Raw genomic sequence first — 23,395 nt, forward strand, 5'->3', positions numbered from 1 at the left:
ATGTGAGAATGGCTGGTGTGTCCGTTTCCGCGCAGTGATGAACCGGGCCTTTCCTCCGAGGACGACGTTCGACCGTCGCCGCACCCCTACAGCGAGGACCCCCGCATGTTCCCCGTCGATGACCGGCCGACCCGGCCGATCCCGCGGGTACCGCGCCGTCGCAGCAGCGACCAGCGATTCCTGCTGTTCGCCGGAGTCGGGGGAATGCTGCTGATCGCGGCGCCGATCGTGGTGTTCAGCCAGACGACCCCGCAGGACGGCGCCCCCGGTGCTCCGGGGTCGGAAGCGGGCCGCGTGCCGGCGCAGGTGAGCGATCCCCCGCAGCACCCGCGGCCGCTGGCGGAGAGCGGGCTCCCGGGCGGCGCGGCGCACCTGGATCGGAACGGCCGGGTGGGGGTGCTGGCGCGCGGTCTCGACGACGTCGTCGTCCGCAACGTCACCGACGAGGGCCGATCGCTGAGCGGGGGCTGGACGAACATGGGCGGCAACGCCGTCGACGCGCCCACCGCCGTGCGGGACGGTTACGGCGACCTGGCCGGGTTCGCCATCGGAGTGGACGGTCACCTCCGGGGCCACCTGGGGATCGCGAAGCCCGGCTCGCAGCAGGTGCCCTGGCGGGACATGGGCGGCGACGACCTCACCGGCGTGCCCGCCGCCGCGGTGAACTCGGAGAACCGGATCGTCGTGGTCGCTCGCTCCCTCCGCGGTGCGCTGCGCGTCACCGAGCAGCGCGAGCTGGGGGTGGACGAGTGGACCCCGTGGCAGGACCTGCCGATCGAGGCAGTCGAGGGCGATCCCGCCATCCACCGCGACGCGCGCGGCGACCTGCGGGTGTTCGCCCAGGGCGCCGACCGACGACTGCGGGCGGTGGCGCAGCTGCGCCCCGCCGCCGACGCCTGGGGCGCGCCGGAGGACCTCGGGCTGGGCGGCGAGGGCCGTCCCTCGGTCGCGCTCGACAAGCAGGGCAGGCTGCGGGTCTTCGTCCGCACTCCGCAGGAGACGTTGCAGCAGATCGCCGAGACCGGAACCGCCTCGCACGCCTGGGGCGAGTGGGTGCAACTGGGCGGCACCATCGAGAGCGAGCCGTTCGCGGCCGTCGACGCCAAGGGCGCCGTCGCCTGCTACGCGCTCGACCAGCGCGGTGAGCTGCAGGAGATCTACCAGGCGGGTCCCGGCCGCTCGGGCTGGTCCAGGTGGATCGAGACCGAGGGCGTGATGAACGAGCTGGTCGGCGTCTCGCCCGACGCTCGCGGGCGGCTGTTCGTCTTCGCCGTCGGCGAGCGAGGCGGGATGGAGAGCATGCACCAGACCATCCCCGCCGGCGGCCCGTGGACCTCGTGGAGCACCGAGCTCGGCGGTTCGTTCACGCTGAACCGCTGAACCGCTGAACCGCAATACCGCTGAACCGCAATACCGCTGAACCGCGCGGCGCCGCTTCGCGCGCACCGGGACGACACCGCCGTCGCCCGGCGCCGTCTCCGCGAAGCGGCAGGGCCTAGCGGCGTCCGGCTGCCGCAGCGCTGCTGGCACCCGGTCTTCACTTCCGCATCGAAGTGGTGCGCTTCAGCGCGCCATTTTTCGGCGATGCCGCGATGCGCTCAATTCTTGTTCGAACGTAGTGCGCGTCATTACCTGAGTCGCATGGTTGGTGTGGCAGTCTTGAGTGGACGTTACGAAACGACCGAGCTTCCTGAGCAGCTCCAGAATTTCTTCAAGATCACGCTGGGAATGGAGTGGCCGGAGGGAAGCGAAAGCGGTCTCCAGAAGATCCACGACGTCTTGGAGGTCTACGCCGAGCGGATCGATCTCGTCCGGGATCGGCTGCTCGCCGCGGGTGGGGAGCTCGATTCCTCCCTGCGCGGCGAGACCGCCGAACCCACGGTCGACTACCTCCGGCGCACCCTGCCCGAACACCTCGATCAGCAGAGTTCCCTCGCGCGGGAACTCGCGAGCAAAGCCCAGGACGCCGCCGCCGACATCCAGAAGAACAAAATCATCTTCGTGGCGATGACCGCGCTGACCCTGGCCACAGTCATCTCGCTGATCGCCTCGTTGTTCGGTGCGTTCATGGTGCCCGCGGTGCTGGCCGCCGCTCGCGTCGGAATCACCGCGCTGCTCCGCGAGCTCATCAAGCAGATCGCCCAGAACGTCGTCAAGCAGCTCTCCCGAGTTCCCCAGGCCATCAAGGCCGGCGGCTGGCAGGCCGGGGCCAAGGTCGCCGGGTCCCAGGCTTGGCGGATCGCCAAGTATCCCGCCATCGGCGCCGCTGTCGGAGCTGGTGTGATGGGCGGGCTCGATGCCGGAATCCAGTTCTTCCAGAAAGATGTTCTGCACAATCGCGACAACATCAACACCGACTCCATCAAGGGGATGATGATCGGTGGCGCCATCGGTGGCGCCGCTTCCGGCTTCGCCGCTGGAGCGGTGCGCGGCCTCGCCAAGAGCGTCGACGACGTGATCATCAATCTGAACAGGAACATCGGCCGGACCAACAAGCTTCGCGGCCCCGACGAGCAGATCCCGGAGAAGAAGCTCACCCGCGGCCAGGTCGCCTTCGGCCGCGCCGCGGACGGCGCTCTCCAGATCGTCTCCGTCGCCGCGAGCAACCCCCTCGTCTACCTCGCCAGCGGCGACAAGGGCGGTGTCGCGTCCGACGGCATGTTCGGCGCCTTCGCTCGCGGTGGCCTCGGAGGGGGGACGAACACCGGCGACAGCGCGCTCCTCAACGGCAGTCCCGAGACCCGCACCGGCCCTGGCGCGTTGACGATCTCCGGCCCGGAGGCGTTGCGGATCCCGGGCCCGGACAGCGCCTCCGCCACCGGTGGCGGGGAGAGCAAGGTCGGCGGGAAGCCGGGCGGGTACGGCGAGGTCGCCGACGGCGGCCGAGCCGCGGTCGACGGCACGTCGTCCGGCGGGGCCTCCGCCAGCGGTGTCAACACCGCCGGAGCGTCCGGGATCGAGCAGCGCGCCTCGGCGGCGGTCGAGCCGCCGAGCTACGAGAGCGTCATGGCGGACCCGCCTCCCTACGCGGCTGTCGTCCGCCAGGACGCCACCGGGACCGGCCAGGTGGCCGGGACGAGCGGCAGCGCGCGAGCCGGGCAGGAGGCCGGGGGTTCCTCCGGCGGATCGCGCGGTGACGCGGCGGAGCGGAACCGGGGCGCCGAGACCCACCAGGAAGGCGCGTACCGCGATGTCAGCAGCGGAGGCGCGAAGATCGGTGCGGTCTTCGCGCACCCCGACGAGGCAGCGAGCCGGAGCGCGGTCGGTGCGCCCGTGACGCGCGGTGTCCACGGGACCGGAACCGATGGCCCCCGGTCCGCAGCGGACGCGCCCGGCACCAGGGCGGTGAATCCTTCCGGCGGGAGCCGCGCGTCCGGCGACGATGCCGGAGCGCCCGGAAGCACTTCGGCGGCCGATGGCGCCGGTTCCGGCCACGCCGGCGCCGTGCCAGGTGGGGTGCCGTCCGCGGCTCCCGCCGTCGAGGCGGGTGCGGCGGTGACGTCGCAGAGCCCGGCTCCAGCCCGGGCGTCCACCGGAACATCGGGAACCGAGTCCTCCGGCACGCCGAGCGGGCGTGCGGAGGTCTCCGGTCGTGGCGCCTCGCCGAGCGTCGGGGGCACGGTCTCCCGAGGCCCGGCGCCGCTCGCGCAGGCCGCCGAGCCCGCAGCGCACTCGCTCGACGACGGCCGTCCGCGGACCAGCGCCGACGGGCGGACCGCCGCTGGGGAACCGGTCGCGCACTCGCTCCGCGCGGAGATCGCGGAGGCGGTCCCGGCTCGGGATTCCCGCGTGGACGGCCGCACCGCCGCGCACGACGCTCCTCCGGCAGGCGGTGCGGGCTTCGCCGACCCGGCCCGGTCCGCTGAGCCCGCCGCACCGCCCCGTTCGGACTCCCGGGCGGGCGGTGCGCGGGCCGAGTCGATCCGCGTGGAGGGCGGCCAGCGCCAGGCGCCGGACACGAGCGTTCCTCCCGAGTCCCGCGCCGTCCCGGAATCCGGTGCGATAGCGGAATTCCTCGCTGCGCCGGAGGAGAGCCGGGCTCCGGAGTCCCACGGGAGCCAGGATTCCCACCGCCTGTCGGGCGAACCGTCCACTCGGGACGAGAGCGTGCGATCGTCCGAGCTGGACCGGTCGGGGCAGTCGCACGATGCCGCGCCGCCTGCTGCTCGCGAGCAGCACGGGCGAACCGACGGCCCGGCCGGTCGGCGTCCCGAGCAGTCCGCCCTCGATTCGACCGCCACGCCACAACCGCTCGCCGCCCACCACGCGGGGTCGGGTGGGCCGTCGGCCCCGGTGGCGCGCTCGACGAGGGGCAGCGCCGCGCCCGACGCGGTGCCCGCCGCCCAGCCGGATGCGATCGCACGGCCGGGCGGTGCCGAGCAGCCGAACGCCCGGAGCCACCGCCACCGGGGAGAACCAACCCACCAGCACGACGGGCAGCAGGCCCCGGGGAACCGGTCGCTTCCCGCCACCACCTCGCGCGACGCGGCCGTGCCGGGACGCGGCGCCGAGCGCGCCCCGGCACGGCCTGAGGCGGTGGTCCGACCGGACACCGAGAGCTCCGCTCCCGCCCGCACCGGAGCCTCGCCGGACGGTGGAGCCACCGCTCACCTCGACGTCCCGCCCCCGAGCCGGTACGACGTCAGCGCGAACAGGTACGGGGTTCCCGCCGTGGCCCAGAACCCGTTCCGGACGCAGGATCCCCACGGCTACCAGGGTTATCCCGGCGGCGGGTATCCCTCGGCTCCGGCCCGTTCCGGGAACGAGCCGGAGCCGCTACCCGGCGGCGCCGAACGGAACGACTGGTCGCCGTTCGAGGTGGAACCGCGGGACTGGGAGGCGTTCCGGGACTCCATCGCGGAGACGCGGCGCGGGCGGGTCGCCGGAATCCACTTCTCCGAGCTGGCCGCCTTCCGCGAACCCGAGGTGGACCTGCGCACCGCGATCGCCGATGCGGCCGCGCGCCGGACTGATGCCCCCGCTCCGGCGCTGGACTCGCGGTTCGGCGTGCGGCGGGTGGCGCACGGGGGCGATCACGTCGCCGAGGTGACGTTGCGGGTGGCGTTGTCCGCGGGACGGGACGTCGACGAGGGGACGCTGGAGGCGGTGTGGGCGTCGGCGGTCGAGGGCGTGCACGGCCTGCTGAACGAGCCGCGAGCGGAGTTCCGGAACGGCCCGACCGGAGATCGGTTGTTCGTGCGACTGGAGCGGGTGGAGCCGGGCGAGGACGCGGACGTCCCGGTCGTCGTCGGTGCTGGCCATGAGGGGCTGAGCACCGTCCGGCAGTGGCGCTCCGACATCAGGCCGCGGGAGGCCGTGCACGAGATCCTGCACGTGCTGGGCGTTCCGGATGAGCACAACGCCGGAACCGGGCCGCAGGTGCAGCTGAACGTCCCCGGATCGCTGATGGGCGATTTCCACTCCGAGGTGGAAGCCGGGGTCGCCGCCGAGGGGCTGGCCCAGGGCGGGATTCGGCCTCGCTACCTGGATCTGCTGGGGGCCGCCATCGGCGAGGACGTCCCGGTGGCCGTGTTCTCCGCTGATGCCCCCGGGGCGGTGCGGGGCGGGGCGTCGACCGCGCCGGCATCCGAGGTCAAGGCGGAGCGCGCAGGTCCCAGGGCCGGTGACGTTCGTGCGTCGCGGGCGCTCGGGGAGCAGCGGCCGGAGGCACCGCAACCGTCCATGCCGAGGCGGCCGAACCAGCCGGTGTCGTTGCGGGGTGCTGTCCGGCTCCCGGACGGCGGTCGAGGTGACGTGACGTTCACGGCGAACGACGTGGAAACCCACGTCCTGCGGGACGCGAGTGGTCGCCCCGCGGGAATCTGCTTCCCGAGTGATCCGGGTGATGTGGACATGTTCGCGGCGTTCGTGGAGAGCTTCAACAACCGGGTGACGCGAACGCTGCCCGGAGAGATGGGCATCTATCCGGATGCTGCCCTGCGCGCTGACTCGCAGGTGGCGCCGCCCTGGAACGGGGAAGTCGATCGGCGTGGTCGGCAGCGCCCTCCGGTTTTCGTCTTCGTGCACACGAACAACGAGCGGTACGGCGTCCGCGTTCCGGTCAACGGCACGAGCACGCTGGTGAGCGTGAATCAGGACACGGTGGCGTACCTCCTGGACCGGAACCAGGACTCCGCCCACGTCCTGAGCAACAACGAGAAGTCGCCGCTGGTGTTCGTCGCCTGCGATGCCGGGAGCGGGGAGAACTCCACCCGGATCGTCAGCGGTCTGCGGTCCGGGTATTCCTCCGGGCACGCGCTGAGCCGGAAGTACGACAACTCCCTGTACTTCGGGATCAACGAGGTGACGGTCACCCGGGTCGGCCACATCGGCGTGGCCGAGAACGGTGGATGGATGTACTACGGCCGAGGATCCACCAGGCCGCGAGTGGATCGCAGCACGATCTACCCCGCGGCGGAGGTGAGCAAGATCCTCCGCGAGCGGGCGGCGGCGGACGTCCTGGCCGATGGCATGGCTCAACTGTCCGTTGCGGATTATGGGAACGCTTACGGTTCCGCTGGGGTCGGCAGCGGTTACGGTGGTACGTACTCCGGCAGCGTCGTGCGGGAATTCCCCGTTCCTCCGGCAGATCAGGCCGCGGAGTGGATCTGGGACGAGACGGCGCAGGGATATCCGAGCCAGAACCCCTACCAGACCTCGTACGATTCCCACGCGACCTACGCCGCACCGGACTACGACGACACCGGCGGAACCGGGTACGAGGCGCTTGATCCGGCCCCGAACCCGTTCCCGACGCAGGACCCCTACCCCGATCAGGACCCGTACGGGTCCTACTACCACCGATGAGGAGCGAGGTGCCCAGCCGCGCGGCCGGGGCACGCGAGCCGGGCCCGTCGGCCGGACGAGCGGTTCACCGACCGGGGACGGGTCAGGGGCGGTGGTGCAGCATGGCGGTGGCCAGCTCGGCGCGGGACCGGTAGCCGTGGCGCTGGAAGAACCGGGTCAGCCGCCCCTCCACGCTCTTCTCGCTGGTGCCCAGCACCACCGCCGTCTGGGAGTTCGTCAGCCCCTCGGTGACCAGCGTGGCGAGCAGGCGTTCGTTCTCGGCCAGCGTCGCGTTGCGACCGGGCACCGCGATGTTCTGGGCGCGCATCAGCAATCGCAGCCGGGCGCGGGGGATCAGGGCGTCCAGCTCGCCGAAGATCTCGTAGGCCGTGCGCACCAGGTTCGCCGCGCCCAGCCCGCGCTCGGCGACGAGGGCGACGGTCCGGGCGAACTCGAACGGCCGGTCGCGCTGCCGGGCGAGGTCGACGGCCTCGCGCGCGGCGGCCTCGTCGCGCTCCACCAGCACCCGGGCGAGCAGGTGGTTGCGCCGCGCGCTCACCGTCCCCAGCCGCCGGGCCACCCGCTCGGCGCGGGACGCGCACTCCTCACCTCCGGCCGGGGTGCCGTGCACCGACTCCCACTCGGCCAGCCGCAGCCACAGCTCGTCGGTACCGATCAGGACCCCGCCCTCGGCGGCGAGCGCGAGACCCTCCTCGGCACTCGCTCGGGCGCGCTCGTGCGCGCCGATCGTGCTTTCCAGGTCGGAAGCGGGGATCGCGAGCAGGTGCGGCAGCAGCAGCGGCCGCGAGCGGGCGTGTTCGAGCACCGCGTGCGCCCGGCTCAGCTGACCGCGCGCGGTCAGGATCGCGGCCATCTCGCGAAACGTCGGCGCCTGCTCCGGCACGTGCGGATACCCGGCGGCGATCGCCGTGGCGCGGCGCGCCTCGTGCAGTGCGCGGTCCCAGCGCCCCGCCGCTCCCATCGCGGGGTCCGGCACCGGCTCGGCGAGCCGGTCGTTCCCGTCGCACAGCGCGAGCGCGCTGAACAGCCCGTACGCCTTCGCCACCGCCTCCGGGCCGGCGCCCGTGGGCCGCCGGTCGTCCTTGACGCCCGTCAGGGAGACCGCGACCTGGGCGATCACCTCGGCGAACGGGGCCGCGTCCGGGCCGAAGCCGCGCTGCTCGGCCAGCAGCCGGTGCGCGTCCTGCCAGCGGTTGAGCAGGCACAGCCCGGCCGCCCTGGTCACGATCCTGCTGCCCGGCGTGCCGGGCAGCGCGCGCCAGCCGTCCCGCACGAACTCGCGCAGCTCGTCGGTGTTCCCCGCCGAGCAGACGACGCGGATGATCTGAAGCTCCTGCACGGCCTCCGGTGGGAGTCGGCCCGCCAGGTCCAGCCCGCGCTGGGCGGCTTCGACCGCCGAGCGGAACCGGCGCCGCAGCGCGGCGCGCATCGCCTGCTCGTGCAGCACCTCGGCGCGGCGGTCGAAGTCGCCGAGCAGCTTGACCGCCGCCCAGCGCCACAGCTCGGCGCGATTGCTGTCCGGGGGCATCGCGGCGGCGTGCTCCAGCAGCTGCCGCGCGGTCTCCGCCGCCCCGTCGGGTGCCCCGGCGTCCATCAACCGGTCCGGCAGGAAGGAGGGGTCCGCGCAGGACGCGGCTCCCGCGCGGATCGCGCGCACCGCGACCTGCCCGGCCCGACGCCGCTCGTAGGGGCCCAGGCAGGACAGCAGCACCGCGGCGAGCATCGGGATCCGGAACCGCCACGGCCGGGCCAGCAGCACGCCGGAGGCCCCGAGCTCGCCCAGGATTCCGGTGACCCGACGCTCGTCGAGACCGGTGCACTCGGCGACCAGCCCCGGGGCGGGCTCGCCCAGCGGGTGCAGCGCGGCGAGCGCCTTGAGCACCGACCAGGTCGGCGACTTCGGTTCGCACAGCTCCGCGAACAGCGGGTGCGAGCTCGGCAGCCGCGGATCCCGGCCGTCGACCAGGTGCACGTGCCGGTCCACGATTCGCAGCCGCTCGACGGCGAGGAGCGCCTCCACGGCGGCGCGCAGCATCGCCGGGTTGCCGCGGCAGGAGCGGCGCAGCTCGGCGGTCATCTCCGGTGCGGGCCGCGCGTGCAGCAGCTCGTCCAGCATCCAGTCCACTTCGGACTCGTTCAGCGGGCGCAACCGCTCCTCGTGCACCAGGCCGGATTTCCGGAGGGTGTCGAGCCCCTCGCGGGAGGCCGGCGTGCGCGCGGCGCAGACCAGCGTCACCGGGGACCCGGCCAGCGCGTCCAGCAGCGCGGCCGCCATGCCTCCGGAGTCCGGACCGATCCGGTGCGCGTCGTCGAGGAACACCACCAGCGGCTCGCGCCGGTCCTCCAGCGCCGCCAGCAGCCGCCGCAGCGGGCATCCGGCCGTCGCGGCCGCGCCGAGCTCGTCGCCGAGTCGGTTCAGCAGGTGCGGGACGTCCCGTTCCCGGCGGGGCATCGGCACGTCCACGGTGGAGGTGCCGAGCCGGGTGAGCTCACGGCCCACCTGGGCCAGCACGGTGCTGCGGCCGATTCCCGCCGGGCCGGTGACCAGCACGAGCGGCACGCCCGGCCGGTTCGCGCAGTGGTCGACGATCCGGCCGACCGCTCCGCCGCGGACGCCTGATGGGGCACTCGGCCCGGCCTCTCGGGCAGTGCCCGTCCCCGGACGGGTGCGCCGGGAGCCGACATCGGGCACCGTCGTGGTCGCTGAGTCCGGCGGCTGGATCGTGGGTCGAGAAGTGAGCACCACGCCAGTATTGCCACAGTTCCCGCGCCCGGCCGTTCCCCGGCCATGACAAGAGTCTTAAGCGTTCCTTGCGTGATTCCGGTCGAGTTCGAACTTCTTGCGAGTTCCTAAAATGTCCCGTTCGGCTTTCTTGATCGCCGTGATCTCGGGATGCTCCCGAAGCTAATGTCCGGCACGTCGAAATGGAAGTGCTGGCGCTGCGGCGTCTGATTCGCGAACGGGATGGACGATCATGGCGCGGGACCAGGTTGCGATCGAGGGGCGGGACGAAGCCCTGGAGCGGTTGCGGACCGCCCTGCACCCCGGAGCGCGGCGCGGTCGCCTGGTGGTGGTCCGCGGCCCGGCCGGGATCGGCCGGTCGGCGCTCCTCGAAGTCGCCGCACGCCGCTGGTGGCAGCGCGGGGTGCGCGCGACGCTGGTGCGCGCGGTCCGCGAGCAGCACGGGGCGCGCGCGCTGGCCGCCGCCCTCCGGCAGGACCTGGACCGCTTCGGCGACACCGGTCTCATCGACGCGATCAGTTCCCTGACCAGGGTGAGCGTCGCTTCCGGTGCGGCGGACTCCCGGCTCCCCGCGGCGGTCGCCGAGATCAACCGGGTGTTCGCCGGGGTCGGCGGCGCCGAACCGAGCGCGGTGCTGGTCGACGACGTGCTGGAGATCGCCGACCCCGTCCCGCTGCTGCTGGCCGCGCACCGGCCCGGCTGCCTCGTCGTCGCCGCGGTGCGCACCGGGTTCGAGTCCACCACCAAGGAGGCCGAGCTCGTCCAGATGGCCGACGAGGTGATCGACCTGCCACCGCTGTGCGAGCAGGACGTGGAGTCGGTTCTCGGCGGTGGGGTGGACCTGAGCGTGCACCGGGCGCTGCGCGTCGCCTTGGGCCCGCTCTACGGCAACCCCGGCACGGTGCTGGCCGCGGTCCGGGAGCTGACGGAGCGGGGAATGCTCGTCCCCGAGCGCGGTCGCGTCGCGCTCGCCGATCCGGCCGCGCCCATCACGCTGCCCGTCGGGCACGACCTGCTCCGGCGCGCGCACCGGATCGACCCGGCCGCCACCCGCGTGCTGGCCGCCGTCTCGTTCGGCACCTTCGACCTGGACGACCTGCCCACCGTGGCGTCCGCGCTCGGCGTGGACCTGGCGCGCTGCGAGCGGATCGTCGACGAGCTCGTCGAGGAGGAGTTGTTGATCGCGGCCGAGTGGGAGCTGCTGCGCTGCGCCTGCCCCGCGCTCGCCGCCACCGTCGAGCGCGAGGAAGCGGACGTGGCGCGGCTGCTGGCGGACGCTCCCGGCCGCGGCGCCGAGTGGCCCCGCGCCACCTCGGTCCGCTTCGCCGTGCCCTCCCCGCAACCGTCCGCGAACGGCCCCCGGGCCTGGGCCAGCGCGGACGTGCGGCTGGTGGGGTTGATCAGCTCCGGGCTGACCAACCGGCGGATCGGCGCCGAGCTCGGGCTCAGCGAGAAGACGGTGGAGAGCCAGCTGACCAGGCTGTTCGCCCGGACCGGTTGCCGCTCCCGGGTCGAACTGGTGGCGGTGGCGAACCGGGAGGGCAGGCTGCGCGCGGCCCGCGCCCGCTCGGTGGCGTGACGGCGGGCGTCGAGAGCCGGGGAGATGGAGCGGTTCCATGAGCGTGCCTGATCCGCTGGTCGTGCTGCTGGCCGTCGGCGAACTCGTCGGCGTCAGCATGATCGGCCTGGTGGTGGTGCGGGTGCTGCGCCGCTACCCGGTGGCGGTGCCGCTGATCGGGGTCCTGATGGCCACCGTCGTCGCCATGGTGATGAGCACGGTGGTGCTCCTCGTCGGCGTGCCGCGGGACGAGCCCGCGGCGGAGACGATCGTGGTCTGCGCGACCGGCCTGGCCTCGGTCGGAGTCGGCCTGCTCCTGGGCAGGCCGGTGCTGGAGCGGGAGCGGCGCCGGATCGCGCGCCGCGACGAGGAGGCGCTGGCCGAGACGGTGGACGAGGCCTTCGCGCTCTCCCGGATGCAAGTCGACGCCGCGCTCCCACCCCGCCACGAGGTCGCGCTGCCGGAACTGATCGGCGAGGCCGTCGCCGGGGCGACCCCGGCCGCGGCCGCCTGGGGCGTGCGGGTCTGGGCGGGGTGGATCGAGCGGTCGGCGGTGGTCGTCGACGGGGCCATGATGACCAAGGCCATCACCGGCCTGCTCGTCACGGCGGCCCAGTGCAGCCGCGAGGGCGGCACCGTCTCGGTGGACGTGTGGGTGAACGGGCCCTGGATCACCGTCTCGGTCCGCAGCGAGCGTTCCCCGGGCCCGCCACCGGCGAGGTCCGACCCGGTCCGCGCGGACCAGCGCGGCACCGGCCTGCGGCTGGCCGCCGCCGACGGCATCGTGCGCGCGCACCGCGGCGAGCTGGCGGTCCACAACCAGCCGGACTCCTGCCGCTTCGAGGTCTGGCTCCCCGTCCCCGCCGCGACGTGAACGCCCCGTCGTCCTCGCCGTCCTGCCAGCGGCGGTGGGTGGGCCGGAGCGGCCGGCATCCTCGCGGGGCAACCGCGGGAGCCGACCAGGGGTGAGCGGCGGCGGTCGTCCGGGGCTTCAGATGCCGAAGTTCTGGGTCCACCAGGGGAAGTCCTCGGCCACGTGCAGTCCGACGCCGATGGTGCGGAACTCCGCCCGCAGGATGTTCCTGCGGTGGGGGACGCTCTCCATCCAGCCGCGCACCACGGCCGCGGGCGTGCGCTGGCCGGCGGCGATGTTCTCACCCGCCGGGTTCTCGACCCCCTCGGCCAGCATCCGGTCGAACGGCGACGAGCCGCGCGGGCCCCGGTGGGCGAAGAAACCGCGCCGCGCCATGTCGGCGCTGTGGCCCCGGGCGGCGCGGCGCAACCGCTCGTCGGTGCGCAACGCGGCCAGGCCCTGCCGCGCGCGTTCGACGTTCACGAGCACCACGACCTCGTCCTCGGTGCGGACCCGCACCGATTCCCGACTGGCCCCGAGCGCCATCGTCGGCGACACCTCCCGGTCCGCGAGCACCTCGCCCGCACCCGCCGCCACGCTAGCGCGTGCTCGGGACGGTCGTCCGCGCGCGAAGGAGCCCTGCCAGAACGGGCAGCGACGAGCGCTCTTCGGGCAGGGATGGCTCGTTTCTCCTGTCGTGCGGCCGAGTCGCGCGGGAACACTGGACCCCGCCCGCGCACGCACGTGGTCCTCGGTTGCGTGGTGGGAGGAGCACACGACAGAGGAGTCCTCGAATGGCCAACTTTCCGCAGGTGCAGACGTCGCAGCCGGGAATGCAGCAGGCTGCGCAGATCTTCAGCGACCGCGCCTCCGAGTTCACCCAGGAACTCCAGCGCGTCAACTCGATGATGGCGACCCTGCAAGGCAGCTGGACCGGTTCCGCGTCCACGAACTTCAACGCTGCCATGGACAACTGGGAGCGGTCGTTCCAGGCGATCATCACCAAGCTGATCAACATGATGGACGTCATGGGCGTCAACACGAAGGACTACGTGTCCGCTGAGGACAGCGCGGCGAGCACCGCCCAGTCGTTCACCTCGGCCCTGCCCGGAGTCTGATCCACCCCCCCGCAGTACCCGATCTCCCTAGGAGTGAACGTTGTCCGACTACAGGTTCGACTTCAACGTCGCGGACATGACCCTCGACGAGATGAACTCGATCAACGCCCGCGTTCGCAACGCGCTGACCGACATGGAGTCCCAGGTCGAGAAGAGCTTGGCCGAGTGGACCGGTGTCGCCCAGGAGGCCTACTGGGCCGCCAAGGCCGAGTGGAACCAGCAGGCCGCGCAGATGCCGGTCTACCTGGAGTCCGGCCGTCAGACCCTGCTGTCCATCTCGGACAACTACGGCACGACCGAGCAGCGCGCCCGCCAGATCTGGGAAGGCAGCCGCTGACCGACCGCGGGTCGCGCGGTCCGGGCCGCCGGTGAGGTCTTTCTCCCTCCGGCGGCCCGATGCGGATGACCTCCGCACGGGAGTGCGGATCGAGAGGAGAGCACGATGGCCGAAGAGCTGACGGGCCTGGACTACTGGCTGAGCTTGGACGACTGGCAGGACACCGACTACGCGGACTGGACCAAGCTCGACGCCTACGTCGAGATGGGCTGGATGACCGAGCAGGACCGCGACTACGTCCAGGCGGCGGGGAGCATGGCCGCCATGAACCAGAGCGGCGGCGGGTTCCCCGAGGTCGACGCGGCCTGGTCGAAGTACCTGGACGTCAAGGACGAGCACGCCGGTGACCCGATGTTCAACTCCTCGGCCGGTGCCGAGGAGATCCCGCCGCCGGACTACGACTCCACGATGGAGGAGGGGGTCGACTACGACCAGGACACCCCGTTCGACATCGAGGGCATGGAGGAGACACCGGTCGCCGACGTGCCGGACGTTCCCGGCGACGAGGGCGAGGGAAAGACCGGTGACGGCGTCGTCGCGGTGAACACCCGGGCGCTGGAGGTCTTCGCGGACAACGTCGACTCGCTGCGGCGGATGATCGCGGACTCGAAGGTGAAGACCGACGAGGTGAACATCCTGCCCGGCGGGTTCCACGCGGCGTACGTGATCCGGGACGAGATCATGGGCGACGGCGGCAGCCGCCCCGGCCTCAAGAACGACGTCCGCTTCTACCTGGACAAGCTGGAGATCGCGCTGGAGAACGTGCGCGACGAGGTCCGCAAGCTGGTCGTGGACTACGACAACACCGAAGACCTGAACGCGCTCACGACCGACAAGCTCAACGGGATCATGAACGAGTCGTTCGGGTACATCAATTCCAGTTCGCAGGCGACGCCTACGGCGTGACCACCTGAGTGGTCGACGGATGACCGCCCTGCCGCCGGACGCGGCAGGTGCCGGAACGAGGCGCGGCGCGCCTCGGCCGCGTGACCGATCGCGGTCCGAGCTTTGGGGAGTGTGGCATGGCCGGTGCGCCGGAGGGGTACGACGAGAACGTCTTCGCGAAGGACGACATCGACGAGCACGCGGTCTTCGTCAACCCCAGGGGAACGAGCAGCGCCGACGACTTCGAGAGCTGGGACTGGAAGCAGATCAAGGCCGCGCTGTGGGGCGGGTCCGCGCTCGGCAGCGAGGATCTCAAGGAGGAGGCGTGGCACCGGGTCAACCCGAACACGCTCTACGCCGCCTCGAACGCCTTCTCGCACATCCACCAGACGATGCACGCCGTCGCCGAGAACCTGCGCGCGCAGGCGGAGGCGGTGGCCGGTGAGCACGGCGCCTGGTCGGGCGTCGCCGCCACGGAGTTCCTGGCCAAGATGAACACGCTGGCCAACAACATCCGGGACAACGGCGACCGGCTCGCGGGCGCCGACGCCGGGCACCCGGTCCCGACGAAGCTCTACGACGACGGGCGGTGGCTGTCCTGGGCGCGCGACGCGACCAGCCAGATCGACCAGTACTACGCCCAGGTCGCGAAGTGGCGGGGCAAGGCGGGGGTGATGGACAACGGTCTCGTCGCCGTCAGCCAGGACCCCGAGGTGGTCCAGGCGATGACCGCCGAGATGAAGAAGCCCATCCGGGAGCTCGCGAAGACCTACACCATCACCGTCGACAGCGTCGAGTACACGACCCCGGTGACCCCGGGGCTCGGTGACGGACCACCACCGCCGGATCTCCCGGGTGGTGACGAGGTGACCGGACCGCCGCCCCCGCCGGACGCGCCGCCGACGACACCCCCGCCGCCTGTTCCGCCGCCGCCGGACGCGCCGCCGGGCGACGTCCCGCCGCCGGGAGCGAACGTCCCGCCACCGATGACGAACGTGCCGCCGCCCGGAGCACCTCCGCCCGGCTCGCCCCCGCCCGGATCCGTCCCGCCGCCTCCGGGCTCGACGCCGCCCGGCAGCACGCCGCCTCCGGTGGCGAAAGTCCCGGAGCCGCCCGGTTCGACGCCGCCTCCGGGATCCACCCCTCCTCCGGGCAGCACGCCGCCGCCGGGATCGACGCCTCCTGTCGGCAGCACCTCGCCGCCTGGTTCGACGCCGCCGGTGCCCCCGCCGCCGGGAACGTCGCCGCCTCCGAAGGCGACGATGTCGCCGCCGCCGGACAGCGCCCCGCCGCCAGGTTCGACGACTCCTCCGGGCAGCACCCCGCCGCTCGGTTCGACGCCGCCGCTCGGTTCGACGACGCCGCCGGTCGGTGCACCGCCGCTCATCGGTGGACCGCCCTCCACGACGAAGCCGCCGGGTTCCACGCCACCGCCGGGCAGCACCCCGCCGCTCGGTTCGACGCCGCCGCCCGGTTCCACGCCGCCTCGTGGTTCGACGCCGCCGCCGGGCTCGGAGCCCCCGGGCGCGCCGCCGCCCCTCGGCGAGCTCCCGCCCGTGGGGCCACCGCCCGGGATCGGTTCGCCGCCGGGCACCTCACCGCCCGGCGGGATGCCCGGGGGCGGGACGACACCTCCGCCCGCCGGGGGAGAGGTGCCGCCTCCCGGCGGCCTGACACCGCCGCCCGGCAACCAGGTGCCGCCGTCGGCCACCAACCCGGAGGAGTGGAGCCCGCCCGCCGGGAACGGGACGCCCGGCGGTCAGCCCGACCGCGGCGGGATGCCGATGATGCCGCCGATGATGCCCCCGGGCGCCGGTGGTGGTCAGCCGGGCGCGGGCGCGGACCGCCCGGACGCCTCGGGCCTGCTGGACGCGGGTGCGGAGCCGTGGAAGGGCGAGGGGCCCGGCGCGGGCGAGCCGGAGGCGCCGGGTGGCGCCGTGCCGGGTGGTCCCGGGCTGGACGCCCCGCCGGTGGCGGAGCAGCCCGGCCTGCGGGAACCGGGCGAGACGGGTGCCCAGAACCCGCCTGGCGGGATGCCGATGATGCCGCCGATGATGCCCCCGGGCGCCGGTGGTGGTCAGCCGGGCGCGGGCGCGGACCGCCCCGACGCCTCTGGCCTGCTCGACGCGGGTTCGCGGCCGTGGGAGTCCTCGGCTCCCGATGTGGGCGAGCCGGAGGCTCCGGGCGGAGCGGTGCCGGGCGGTCCGGGGCTGGAGCGCCCGGTCGCGGGTCCGCAGGAGACCCCGCCGGTCACGCGGACCCCGTCGGAGGCGCCGAGCTCGCCCGAGGCGCGGCCCCCGGGTGGGATGCCGATGATGCCGCCGATGATGCCTCCGGGGGCGGGTGGCGGTCAGCCGGGCGCGGGTGCGGACCGCCCGGACGCCTCGGGCCTGCTCGACGCGGGCTCCGGCCCGTGGGAGTCGGCCGCGCCGGAGACCGGTGAGCCGGAGGCGCCGGGGGGCGCCGTGCCCGGTGGTCCGGGTCTGCGGGCCCCGGCCGGCGGCCCGCAGGAGACCTCGCCGGTCGCGGACGTGCTTCCGGAGGCGCGCACCGAGGCGCGGTCCCCGGGCGGGATGCCGATGATGCCGCCGACGGTGCCCTCGGGTGCGGGAGGTCCGGCCCGGTCCGCCGAGCGCCCCGACGCCTCGGGATTGCTGGAGGCCGGCGCGCGGCCGTGGGAGCCCGCGGCCGTCGGCGCCGGTGATCCGGATGCCCCGCACGGCGCGGAGCCGGGTGCTCCGATGGCTGAGTCCATTGTGGACCAAAAACCCGCGTCGCAGGCACCGCAGGAGATTTCCGCCGAGAGCGCGCCGGTCGCGGAGGTCGCGCCGGAGTCCCCGGCGCCGGAAACCGCCGCGCCGCCGGTGGTGGCCGGCGTGCCGCCGGTGTTCGGTCCGCCGGGGGCGCTGCCGCCGCCGGTGGTGCCGCCCGCGCCCGCGAGTCCGCCGCCCCGCTCGGTGCCGCCGGAGTCCGCCGCCCGCTCGTGGGAGGCGAACGTCGGGCCGGGCCGGGCCGCACCGCCGAAGGAGGAGGTGGCGGCACCGCCCGCGCGCGGGGAGGGCGCCGCGGCTTCGCCCGCCGAACCCGTTGCCGCGCAACGGGGATCCGCCGACGGGAAGCGCGAGCCCGAGCCGCCGGACGACCGGGTCGCGGTGGTGCGCCGGGACGCGGCCCAGCAGGACACCAGCGCCTGGGACGTGCCCAGCGACGGTCTGCCCTGGCTGGTGCCGTTCCCCGCTGCCCGCGAGGAGGGGACCGAGCAGGACCGCCAGGACCCGGACCGCGTGCTGCGCGACGGCGAGCCGTGGCGGCGCGGGCCGGGTTCCGGTGCCGGGTACTCCGACTGGCGCCAGGCCAAGTGGGCCGAGTCGGGCAAGCCGGTGCGCGAGCGGAAGCCGCCGCCGATGTGCGGCGGGCCGGTGCTCACCCCGGAGCAGGTCGCCGAGATGCGGGCCGCCGAGAAGGCGGAGGCCGAGGCCGAAGCAGCCGCGGCGGAGGAGCGCGAGGGCGAGGAGGACGAGCGGTCCAGTTCGGACCTCCTCGTGAGGGATACCTCTGCCTGGGGTGGCAAATCGGCCACGCCGCCCGGTGGGGTGATCGGCTAGGAGCAGCTCCCGCACCCGTCGACCCACGAGCGAGGCAGATCCATGAGCACCGTGACGGTGAAGCGGCCACCGCGCGTCGCCGGTCCCGAGATGCCCGAGGGCGAGGTCGACCTCCAGGAGCCGCCGGTGATGGCGGAGCCGGCGGCCGTGGACTTCAGGTCCGCGGCGATGTTCCTGCCGATGGGCATCGGCTCCGCCGCCATGATGATGATGTTCGCCTCGTCGAGCGGGTCGCCCGCGATGTACATGATGGGTGGCGTCATGGGCGTGGCGATGCTGTCCATGGCGCTCACCCAGATCGGACGGGCGGGTGCGGAGCGCAAGCGCAAGATGAGCGCCGAGCGCCGGGACTTCCTGCGCTACATCGCCCAGTTGCGGGAGAAGGCGCGGGACGCCGCGGACCGGCAGCGCCGGGCGGTGCTGTGGAACCACCCGGACCCGTCCTGGCTGTGGACGACGGCCGGGGGCCCTCGCCTGTGGGAGCGGCGCTCGGGGGACGAGGACTTCGCCCGCGTCCGCATCGGGCTCGGCACCCAGGCCTCGTCGGTGGACTACTCGGCGCCGTCGACGAAGCCGATCGAGGACCTGGAGCCGCTCGCGGCGATCTCGCTGCGCCGCTTCCGCGAGGCCTACGGCACGGTCTCCGGAATTCCCATCTCGCTGGGGCTGCGCAGCTTCACCAGCATCGAGTTCGCCGGTTCCCAGGAACCGGCGCTCGGGCTGGTGCGGGCGCTGCTGGCCCAGCTGGTCACCTTCCACTCCCCGGACGAGCTGCGGGTGGCGGTGCTGACCAGCGAGTCGGGGCAGCCGGAGTGGGACTGGGTGAAGTGGCTGCCGCACAACGCCCACCCGAGCGCGCACGACACGGCGGGTCCGCTGCGGCTGCTGGCCTGCGACCACGACGAGCTGCTCGACGTGCTCGGCGCCGAGATCACCGACCGCCCGGACCACGACCCGGGCAGCCGGGCCAGCGTCGGCGAGCCGTTCGTGGTGGTGGTCGCGCACCAGGCGCCGCTGCCGGAGCAGTCGCGGCTGCTGCAGGGCGGGCTGCGCAACGCGGTGCTGCTGGACGTCACCGGCGCGATGCCCGGTGGCCCGAAGGTGCTGCGGCTGACCGCGGAGGGCGACGACGTCCAGTTCCCGGCGGGGGAGGAGCTCGGCTCGGCGCGGCGCGACGAGCTGAGCCTGGTGCAGGTCGAGGCGCTGGCCCGGATCCTGGCCCCGAAGCGCACCAGCGGTGCGGTCGACATCGTCGATCAGACGCTGGAGAACGACTTCGAGCTCACCACTCTGCTGGGCATCCGGGACCCGAGGTCCTTCGACGTGCCGTCGCTGTGGCGCTCCCGGGCGGCGCAGCGGGCGCGGTTGTCGGTGCCCATCGGCGTCACCGAGGGCGGCGAGGTCGTCGAGCTCGACATCAAGGAGCCCGCCCAGGGCGGCATGGGGCCGCACGGGATGCTGATCGGCGCCACCGGCTCGGGCAAGAGCGAACTGCTGCGGACCCTGGTGATCGGGCTCGCGGCCACGCACTCCTCGGAGATCCTGAACCTGGTGCTGGTGGACTTCAAGGGCGGCGCCACGTTCCTGGGCATGGACGCGCTGCCGCACACCTCGGCCATGATCACGAACCTGGCCGACGAGCTGCCGCTGGTAGACCGGATGCAGGACGCGCTCAACGGCGAGATGGTGCGGCGCCAGGAACTCCTGCGCACCAGCGGGTTCTCCTCGTCCTTCGAGTACGAGAAGGCCCGTGCGGGCGGCGCGCAGCTGGTGCCGTTCCCGGACCTGCTCATCGTGGTGGACGAGTTCTCCGAGCTGCTGGCGAACAAGTCCGAGTTCATGGATCTGTTCGTGTCCATCGGCCGGCTCGGCCGCAGCCTCGGGGTGCACCTGCTGCTGGCGTCGCAGCGGTTGGAGGAGGGCAGGATCCACCGCGTCGAGGGTCACCTGTCGTACCGGATCGCGCTGCGCACCTTCTCCTCGATGGAGTCCCGCGCGGTCATCGGCGCGACCAAGGCCTACGAGCTGCCCTCGGACCCGGGCAACGGCTACCTGAAGATCGACACCAGCACGCTGGTGCGGTTCAAGGGCGCCTACGTGTCCGGGCCGTGCCCGGTCCCGGACGGCCCGGCGGCCGTCACCGAGAACCGGGCGTTCTCCGAGGTCGTCGCGTTCCGCACCCAGCCCTACCCGAGCCTGCACGCGCTGCGCCCCCAGGAGGACGCGGCGGACGGGGAGCAGGAGGAGCAGGGCGAGCAGGAGTCCCGCGAGGACGCCCCGGCGCTGGCCGACGTGCTCATCGGGCGCCTCGCCGGCGCGGGCCCGCCCGCGCGCCAGATCTGGTTGCCCCCGCTGTCGGAGGCCACCAGCCTGGACGCCCTGCTGCCGACCGTGGTCCCGGACCCGGTGCGCGGGATGACCGTGGACGACCCGGCGCGCCGGGGCGCGCTGCGGGTGCCGGTGGGGGTGGTGGACCGGCCGTTCGACCAGCTGCGCGACCTGCTGGTCGCCGACCTGTCGGGCTCGGACGGGCACGTGGGCGTGGCGGGGGCGCCGCAGAGCGGGAAGTCGACGCTGCTGCGGACCCTCATGCTCGGCCTGGCGCTGACGAACACCCCGCAGGAGGTCCAGTTCTACTGCCTGGACTTCGGCGGCGGCGGCCTGATGTCGGTGTCCGGGCTGCCGCACGTGGGCTCGGTCGCGACCCGGATGGAGCACGACCGGGTGGTGCGCACCATCGCGGAGCTCACGCAGCTGATGGAGCGCCGCGAGTCGCTGTTCGCCGAGCGCGGTTTCGACTCGATCGCCACCTACCTGCGAGCCCGCTCCCGAGGCGAGGTGGACGACCCGTACGGGCACGTCTTCCTCGTCGTGGACGGCTGGTTCACCGTCAAGCAGGACTTCAACGACGTCGAGACCAAGATCGGCGAGCTGGCCTCGCGGGGGCTCTCCTTCGGCGTCCACGTGGTGATCAGCGCGACCCGCTGGTCGGAGATCCGGCCGTGGCTGCGGGACCTGCTCAGCACCAAGTTCGAACTGCGCCTCGGCGACTCGATGGAATCGGAGTACGGCTCCCGCAAGGCCGCCACGGTGCCGAACCAGGCGGGGCGCGGGATGACCTCGAAGGGCTTCCACTTCCTGTCCGCGCTGCCCCGCCTCGACGGGGGTTCCGGCGCCGAGGACCTGACGGACGCCACCAGGGGAGTCGCGGAGGAGATCCGCGCGTTCTGGCCCGGGCGAGGAGCGCCACCGGTGCGGATGCTGCCGATCAACCTCCCGGCGGCGGAGCTGCCCGCGCCGCAGCGGGATTTCCGGGTCTGCCTCGGCTACGACGAGCAGCGGCTGGAACCCGTGTGGCACGACTTCTTCACGCACCCGCACCTGATGATCTTCGGGGACAGCGCCACCGGGAAGACCAACCTGCTGCGGCTCGCGCTGCGCTCGATCCGGTCGCGCTACGGCCCGGACGAGGCCAAGATCGTGCTCGGCGACGCGCGCCGCGACCTCGACCAGGAGGTGCCCGCGGAGTACGGGGTGGGCTACGGCTTCAGCGCCGACGCGCTGCACCAGCTCGCCGACCAGGCGCTCGGGTCGATGACGAAGCGGGTGCCGGGCCAGGACATCTCCTCCGAGCGGCTGCGCAGGCGCGACTGGTGGGAGGGACCGGAGCTGTTCGTGGTCGTCGACGACTACGAGCTGCTCGGCCGCGGCGGCGTCAGCTCGGCGCTGGAGCCGCTGCTGCCGATGATCCCGCAGGGCGTCCACATCGGACTGCACCTGGTGATCGCGCGCAGCACTTCCGGCGCGGTGCGGGCGATGATGGACCCCGTTCTGCGCCGCCTGTGGGAGCTCGGCACCCCCGGCGTGCTGCTGTCCTACCCCAAGGAGGAGGGCAAGTTCCTCGGCGAGGCCGCGCCGCGCAAGCTGCCGCCCGGCCGTGCGCAGCTCGTCACCCGTCGCGGCGTGGGGCTCATCCAGACCGGTCTCGTGACCGCCCAGAACCCCGCCGCCGCGTCCACCGGTTCCTGACCGGCCCCCGCGGCCCGGCCGGACGAGGCCGGGGCCGCCACCGCACCTTCCACAGGGAGAACTCATGACCAGAGCAGCCGAGCTGTGCCGGATCACGGTGTTCGGCCCGGACGGCCGGGCCGATCTCGCCGTGCCCGTCTCGACCTCCGTCGCCGACCTGCTGCCGGTGCTGCTGAGCCACACCAGCTCCCAGCCCGAGGCCGAGGAGCACGGGTCCTGGGTGCTGCAACGCCTCGGCGGCACCCCGCTGGACCCCTCGGGCACCCCGGAGACGCTGGACTGGATGGAGGGCGAGCAGCTGCACCTGCGCCCGGCCGACGACCCGCTGCCGGAGCTGGACTTCGACGACCTCGCCGACGGCATCGCCACCTCGGTCGGGCAGCGCGACGACCGCTGGCAGCACGAGCACGGCAGGTTGCTGTTCACCGCGCTGTCCGCGGCGGTCCTCGCCGTGCTGGCTCTCGTGCTCGCCGGGCCCGGTCCGACCGCGCTGCACGCCGGGTTCGCGCTCGGGCTGGGCCTGGTGTGCGCGTTCGCCGCCGCACCGGTGGCGACGAAGCTGGACGACCTCGCGCTGACGCGGCTCACCGGTTTCGCGGGCTGCGGGTTCAGCGCGCTGGCCGGGCTCATCGCCGCGGACGGGGTGCCCGGGGAGACCGCGCCGACCCCGCCGGGCGTGCTGGTCGCCGCCGTCGGCGCGGGGGCCGCCGCCGCGCTGCTGCTGGTGCTGCGGCGCTTCGCGGCGCGCGGCATCCCGTACGCGCCGTTCAGCACGGTGCTGCTCGTGGCGGTCGCGGTGATCGCCGGGGTGTGGCTCGGCGCGAGCTTCGGCCTCGGCATCGGCCAGGTCGCCGGGGTGCTGGCGGCGGTGCTGTTCGGGGTCGTCGTGTTCGTGCCGAAGCTGACCATCCGGGCCGCGTTCCTGCGCGGGCCGCAGCTGCCGCGCAACGCCGCCGACCTGCAACAGGACATCGAACCGGCGCCCGCCGACCAGGTGGCGGTGCGGACGGCGACCGCCGACCGCTACGTCAGCGTGGCGATGGTGTTCGCCGCCGCCGTGCTCAGCGGGGCGTTCCCGCTCATCCTCGCTGAACCCGGCTGGATCGGGTGGGCGCTGGTGAGCGTGCTGTCCTGCGCGGTGCTGCTGCGCTCCCGCAGCTTCCTCGGCGTCTGGCAGCGGGTCTCGCTGGCCGTCGCGGGCACCATCGGCCTGTCCCTGGTGGTGCTGCACCTGGCCCGGATGTTCCCGCCGGAGTGGCGCACCGCGCTGCTGGCCGGTCTGCTCGTGGTGCTGTTCGCACTGGTCAAGGCGGCGCTCCGGCCCCCGATGCGGCGGATGCTGCCGATCTGGGGTCACCTGGCCAACATCTTCGACACGGTGACGGCGCTCGCGGTGCTGCCGCTGCTGCTCCAGCTCCTCGGCGTGTACGCCTGGGCGCGCGGACTGGCCGGGTGAGGGC

The 23,395-nt window shown here is 73.5% G+C and carries 12 protein-coding genes; 10 read left to right on the forward strand and 2 right to left on the reverse strand.

Annotated elements, in window-relative coordinates:
* Positions 1–105 precede the first annotated feature (105 nt).
* Entirely contained in the window at positions 106–1,380 is a 1,275-nt protein-coding gene (locus ACL03H_RS00750) for a PLL family lectin (protein WP_412809042.1), read from the forward strand.
* Positions 1,381–1,641: 261 nt separating this feature from the next.
* Positions 1,642–6,807, forward strand: a complete 5,166-nt coding sequence (locus ACL03H_RS00755; RefSeq protein ID WP_459561764.1) for a WXG100-like domain-containing protein — start codon at positions 1,642–1,644, stop codon at positions 6,805–6,807.
* Positions 6,808–6,889: 82 nt separating this feature from the next.
* Here the strand turns inward: ACL03H_RS00755 and ACL03H_RS00760 are convergent, their stop codons facing one another.
* Positions 6,890–9,367 (reverse strand): AAA family ATPase, encoded by a 2,478-nt coding sequence (locus tag ACL03H_RS00760; protein ID WP_412809044.1) that lies wholly within the window; start codon positions 9,365–9,367, stop codon positions 6,890–6,892.
* A gap of 415 nt (positions 9,368–9,782) precedes the next feature.
* On the opposite strand from ACL03H_RS00760, the gene ACL03H_RS00765 reads away from it, so the two are divergent.
* Both ACL03H_RS00765 and ACL03H_RS00770 read left to right on the forward strand, forming a co-directional pair.
* Positions 9,783–11,129, forward strand: a complete 1,347-nt coding sequence (locus ACL03H_RS00765) for a helix-turn-helix transcriptional regulator (protein WP_412809045.1) — start codon at positions 9,783–9,785, stop codon at positions 11,127–11,129.
* Between the two features lie 37 nt (positions 11,130–11,166).
* Positions 11,167–11,982 (forward strand): sensor histidine kinase, encoded by an 816-nt coding sequence (locus tag ACL03H_RS00770; RefSeq protein WP_412809046.1) that lies wholly within the window; start codon positions 11,167–11,169, stop codon positions 11,980–11,982.
* Between the two features lie 117 nt (positions 11,983–12,099).
* Here the strand turns inward: ACL03H_RS00770 and ACL03H_RS00775 are convergent, their stop codons facing one another.
* Entirely contained in the window at positions 12,100–12,558 is a 459-nt protein-coding gene (locus ACL03H_RS00775) for a CAP domain-containing protein (RefSeq protein ID WP_412809047.1), read from the reverse strand.
* Positions 12,559–12,755: 197 nt separating this feature from the next.
* On the opposite strand from ACL03H_RS00775, the gene ACL03H_RS00780 reads away from it, so the two are divergent.
* The 6 genes from ACL03H_RS00780 to eccD all read left to right on the forward strand — a co-directional run bounded on the left by ACL03H_RS00780 (position 12,756) and on the right by eccD (position 23,391).
* On the forward strand, positions 12,756–13,079 hold the full coding sequence (locus ACL03H_RS00780; protein ID WP_412809048.1) for a WXG100 family type VII secretion target: 324 nt from the start codon (positions 12,756–12,758) through the stop codon (positions 13,077–13,079).
* 40 nt (positions 13,080–13,119) lie between these two features.
* Positions 13,120–13,416 carry a WXG100 family type VII secretion target gene (locus tag ACL03H_RS00785; protein ID WP_412809049.1) on the forward strand — a complete coding sequence of 99 codons (297 nt, stop codon included), beginning with the start codon at positions 13,120–13,122 and terminating at the stop codon, positions 13,414–13,416.
* Positions 13,417–13,521: 105 nt separating this feature from the next.
* Positions 13,522–14,322, forward strand: coding sequence for a hypothetical protein (locus tag ACL03H_RS00790; protein ID WP_412809050.1), 801 nt, complete (start codon positions 13,522–13,524; stop codon positions 14,320–14,322).
* A gap of 116 nt (positions 14,323–14,438) precedes the next feature.
* Positions 14,439–17,906 carry a hypothetical protein gene (locus tag ACL03H_RS00795; RefSeq protein WP_412809051.1) on the forward strand — a complete coding sequence of 1,156 codons (3,468 nt, stop codon included), beginning with the start codon at positions 14,439–14,441 and terminating at the stop codon, positions 17,904–17,906.
* A 42-nt stretch (positions 17,907–17,948) separates the two neighbouring features.
* Positions 17,949–21,935 carry a type VII secretion protein EccCa gene (gene eccCa / locus ACL03H_RS00800; RefSeq protein ID WP_412809052.1) on the forward strand — a complete coding sequence of 1,329 codons (3,987 nt, stop codon included), beginning with the start codon at positions 17,949–17,951 and terminating at the stop codon, positions 21,933–21,935.
* A gap of 64 nt (positions 21,936–21,999) precedes the next feature.
* Positions 22,000–23,391 (forward strand): type VII secretion integral membrane protein EccD, encoded by a 1,392-nt coding sequence (eccD, locus tag ACL03H_RS00805; RefSeq protein ID WP_412809053.1) that lies wholly within the window; start codon positions 22,000–22,002, stop codon positions 23,389–23,391.
* Positions 23,392–23,395: the final 4 nt, after the last annotated feature.

This window comes from Saccharopolyspora antibiotica (genome assembly GCF_047200635.1).
Taxonomy (GTDB): Bacteria; Actinomycetota; Actinomycetes; order Mycobacteriales; family Pseudonocardiaceae; genus Saccharopolyspora_C.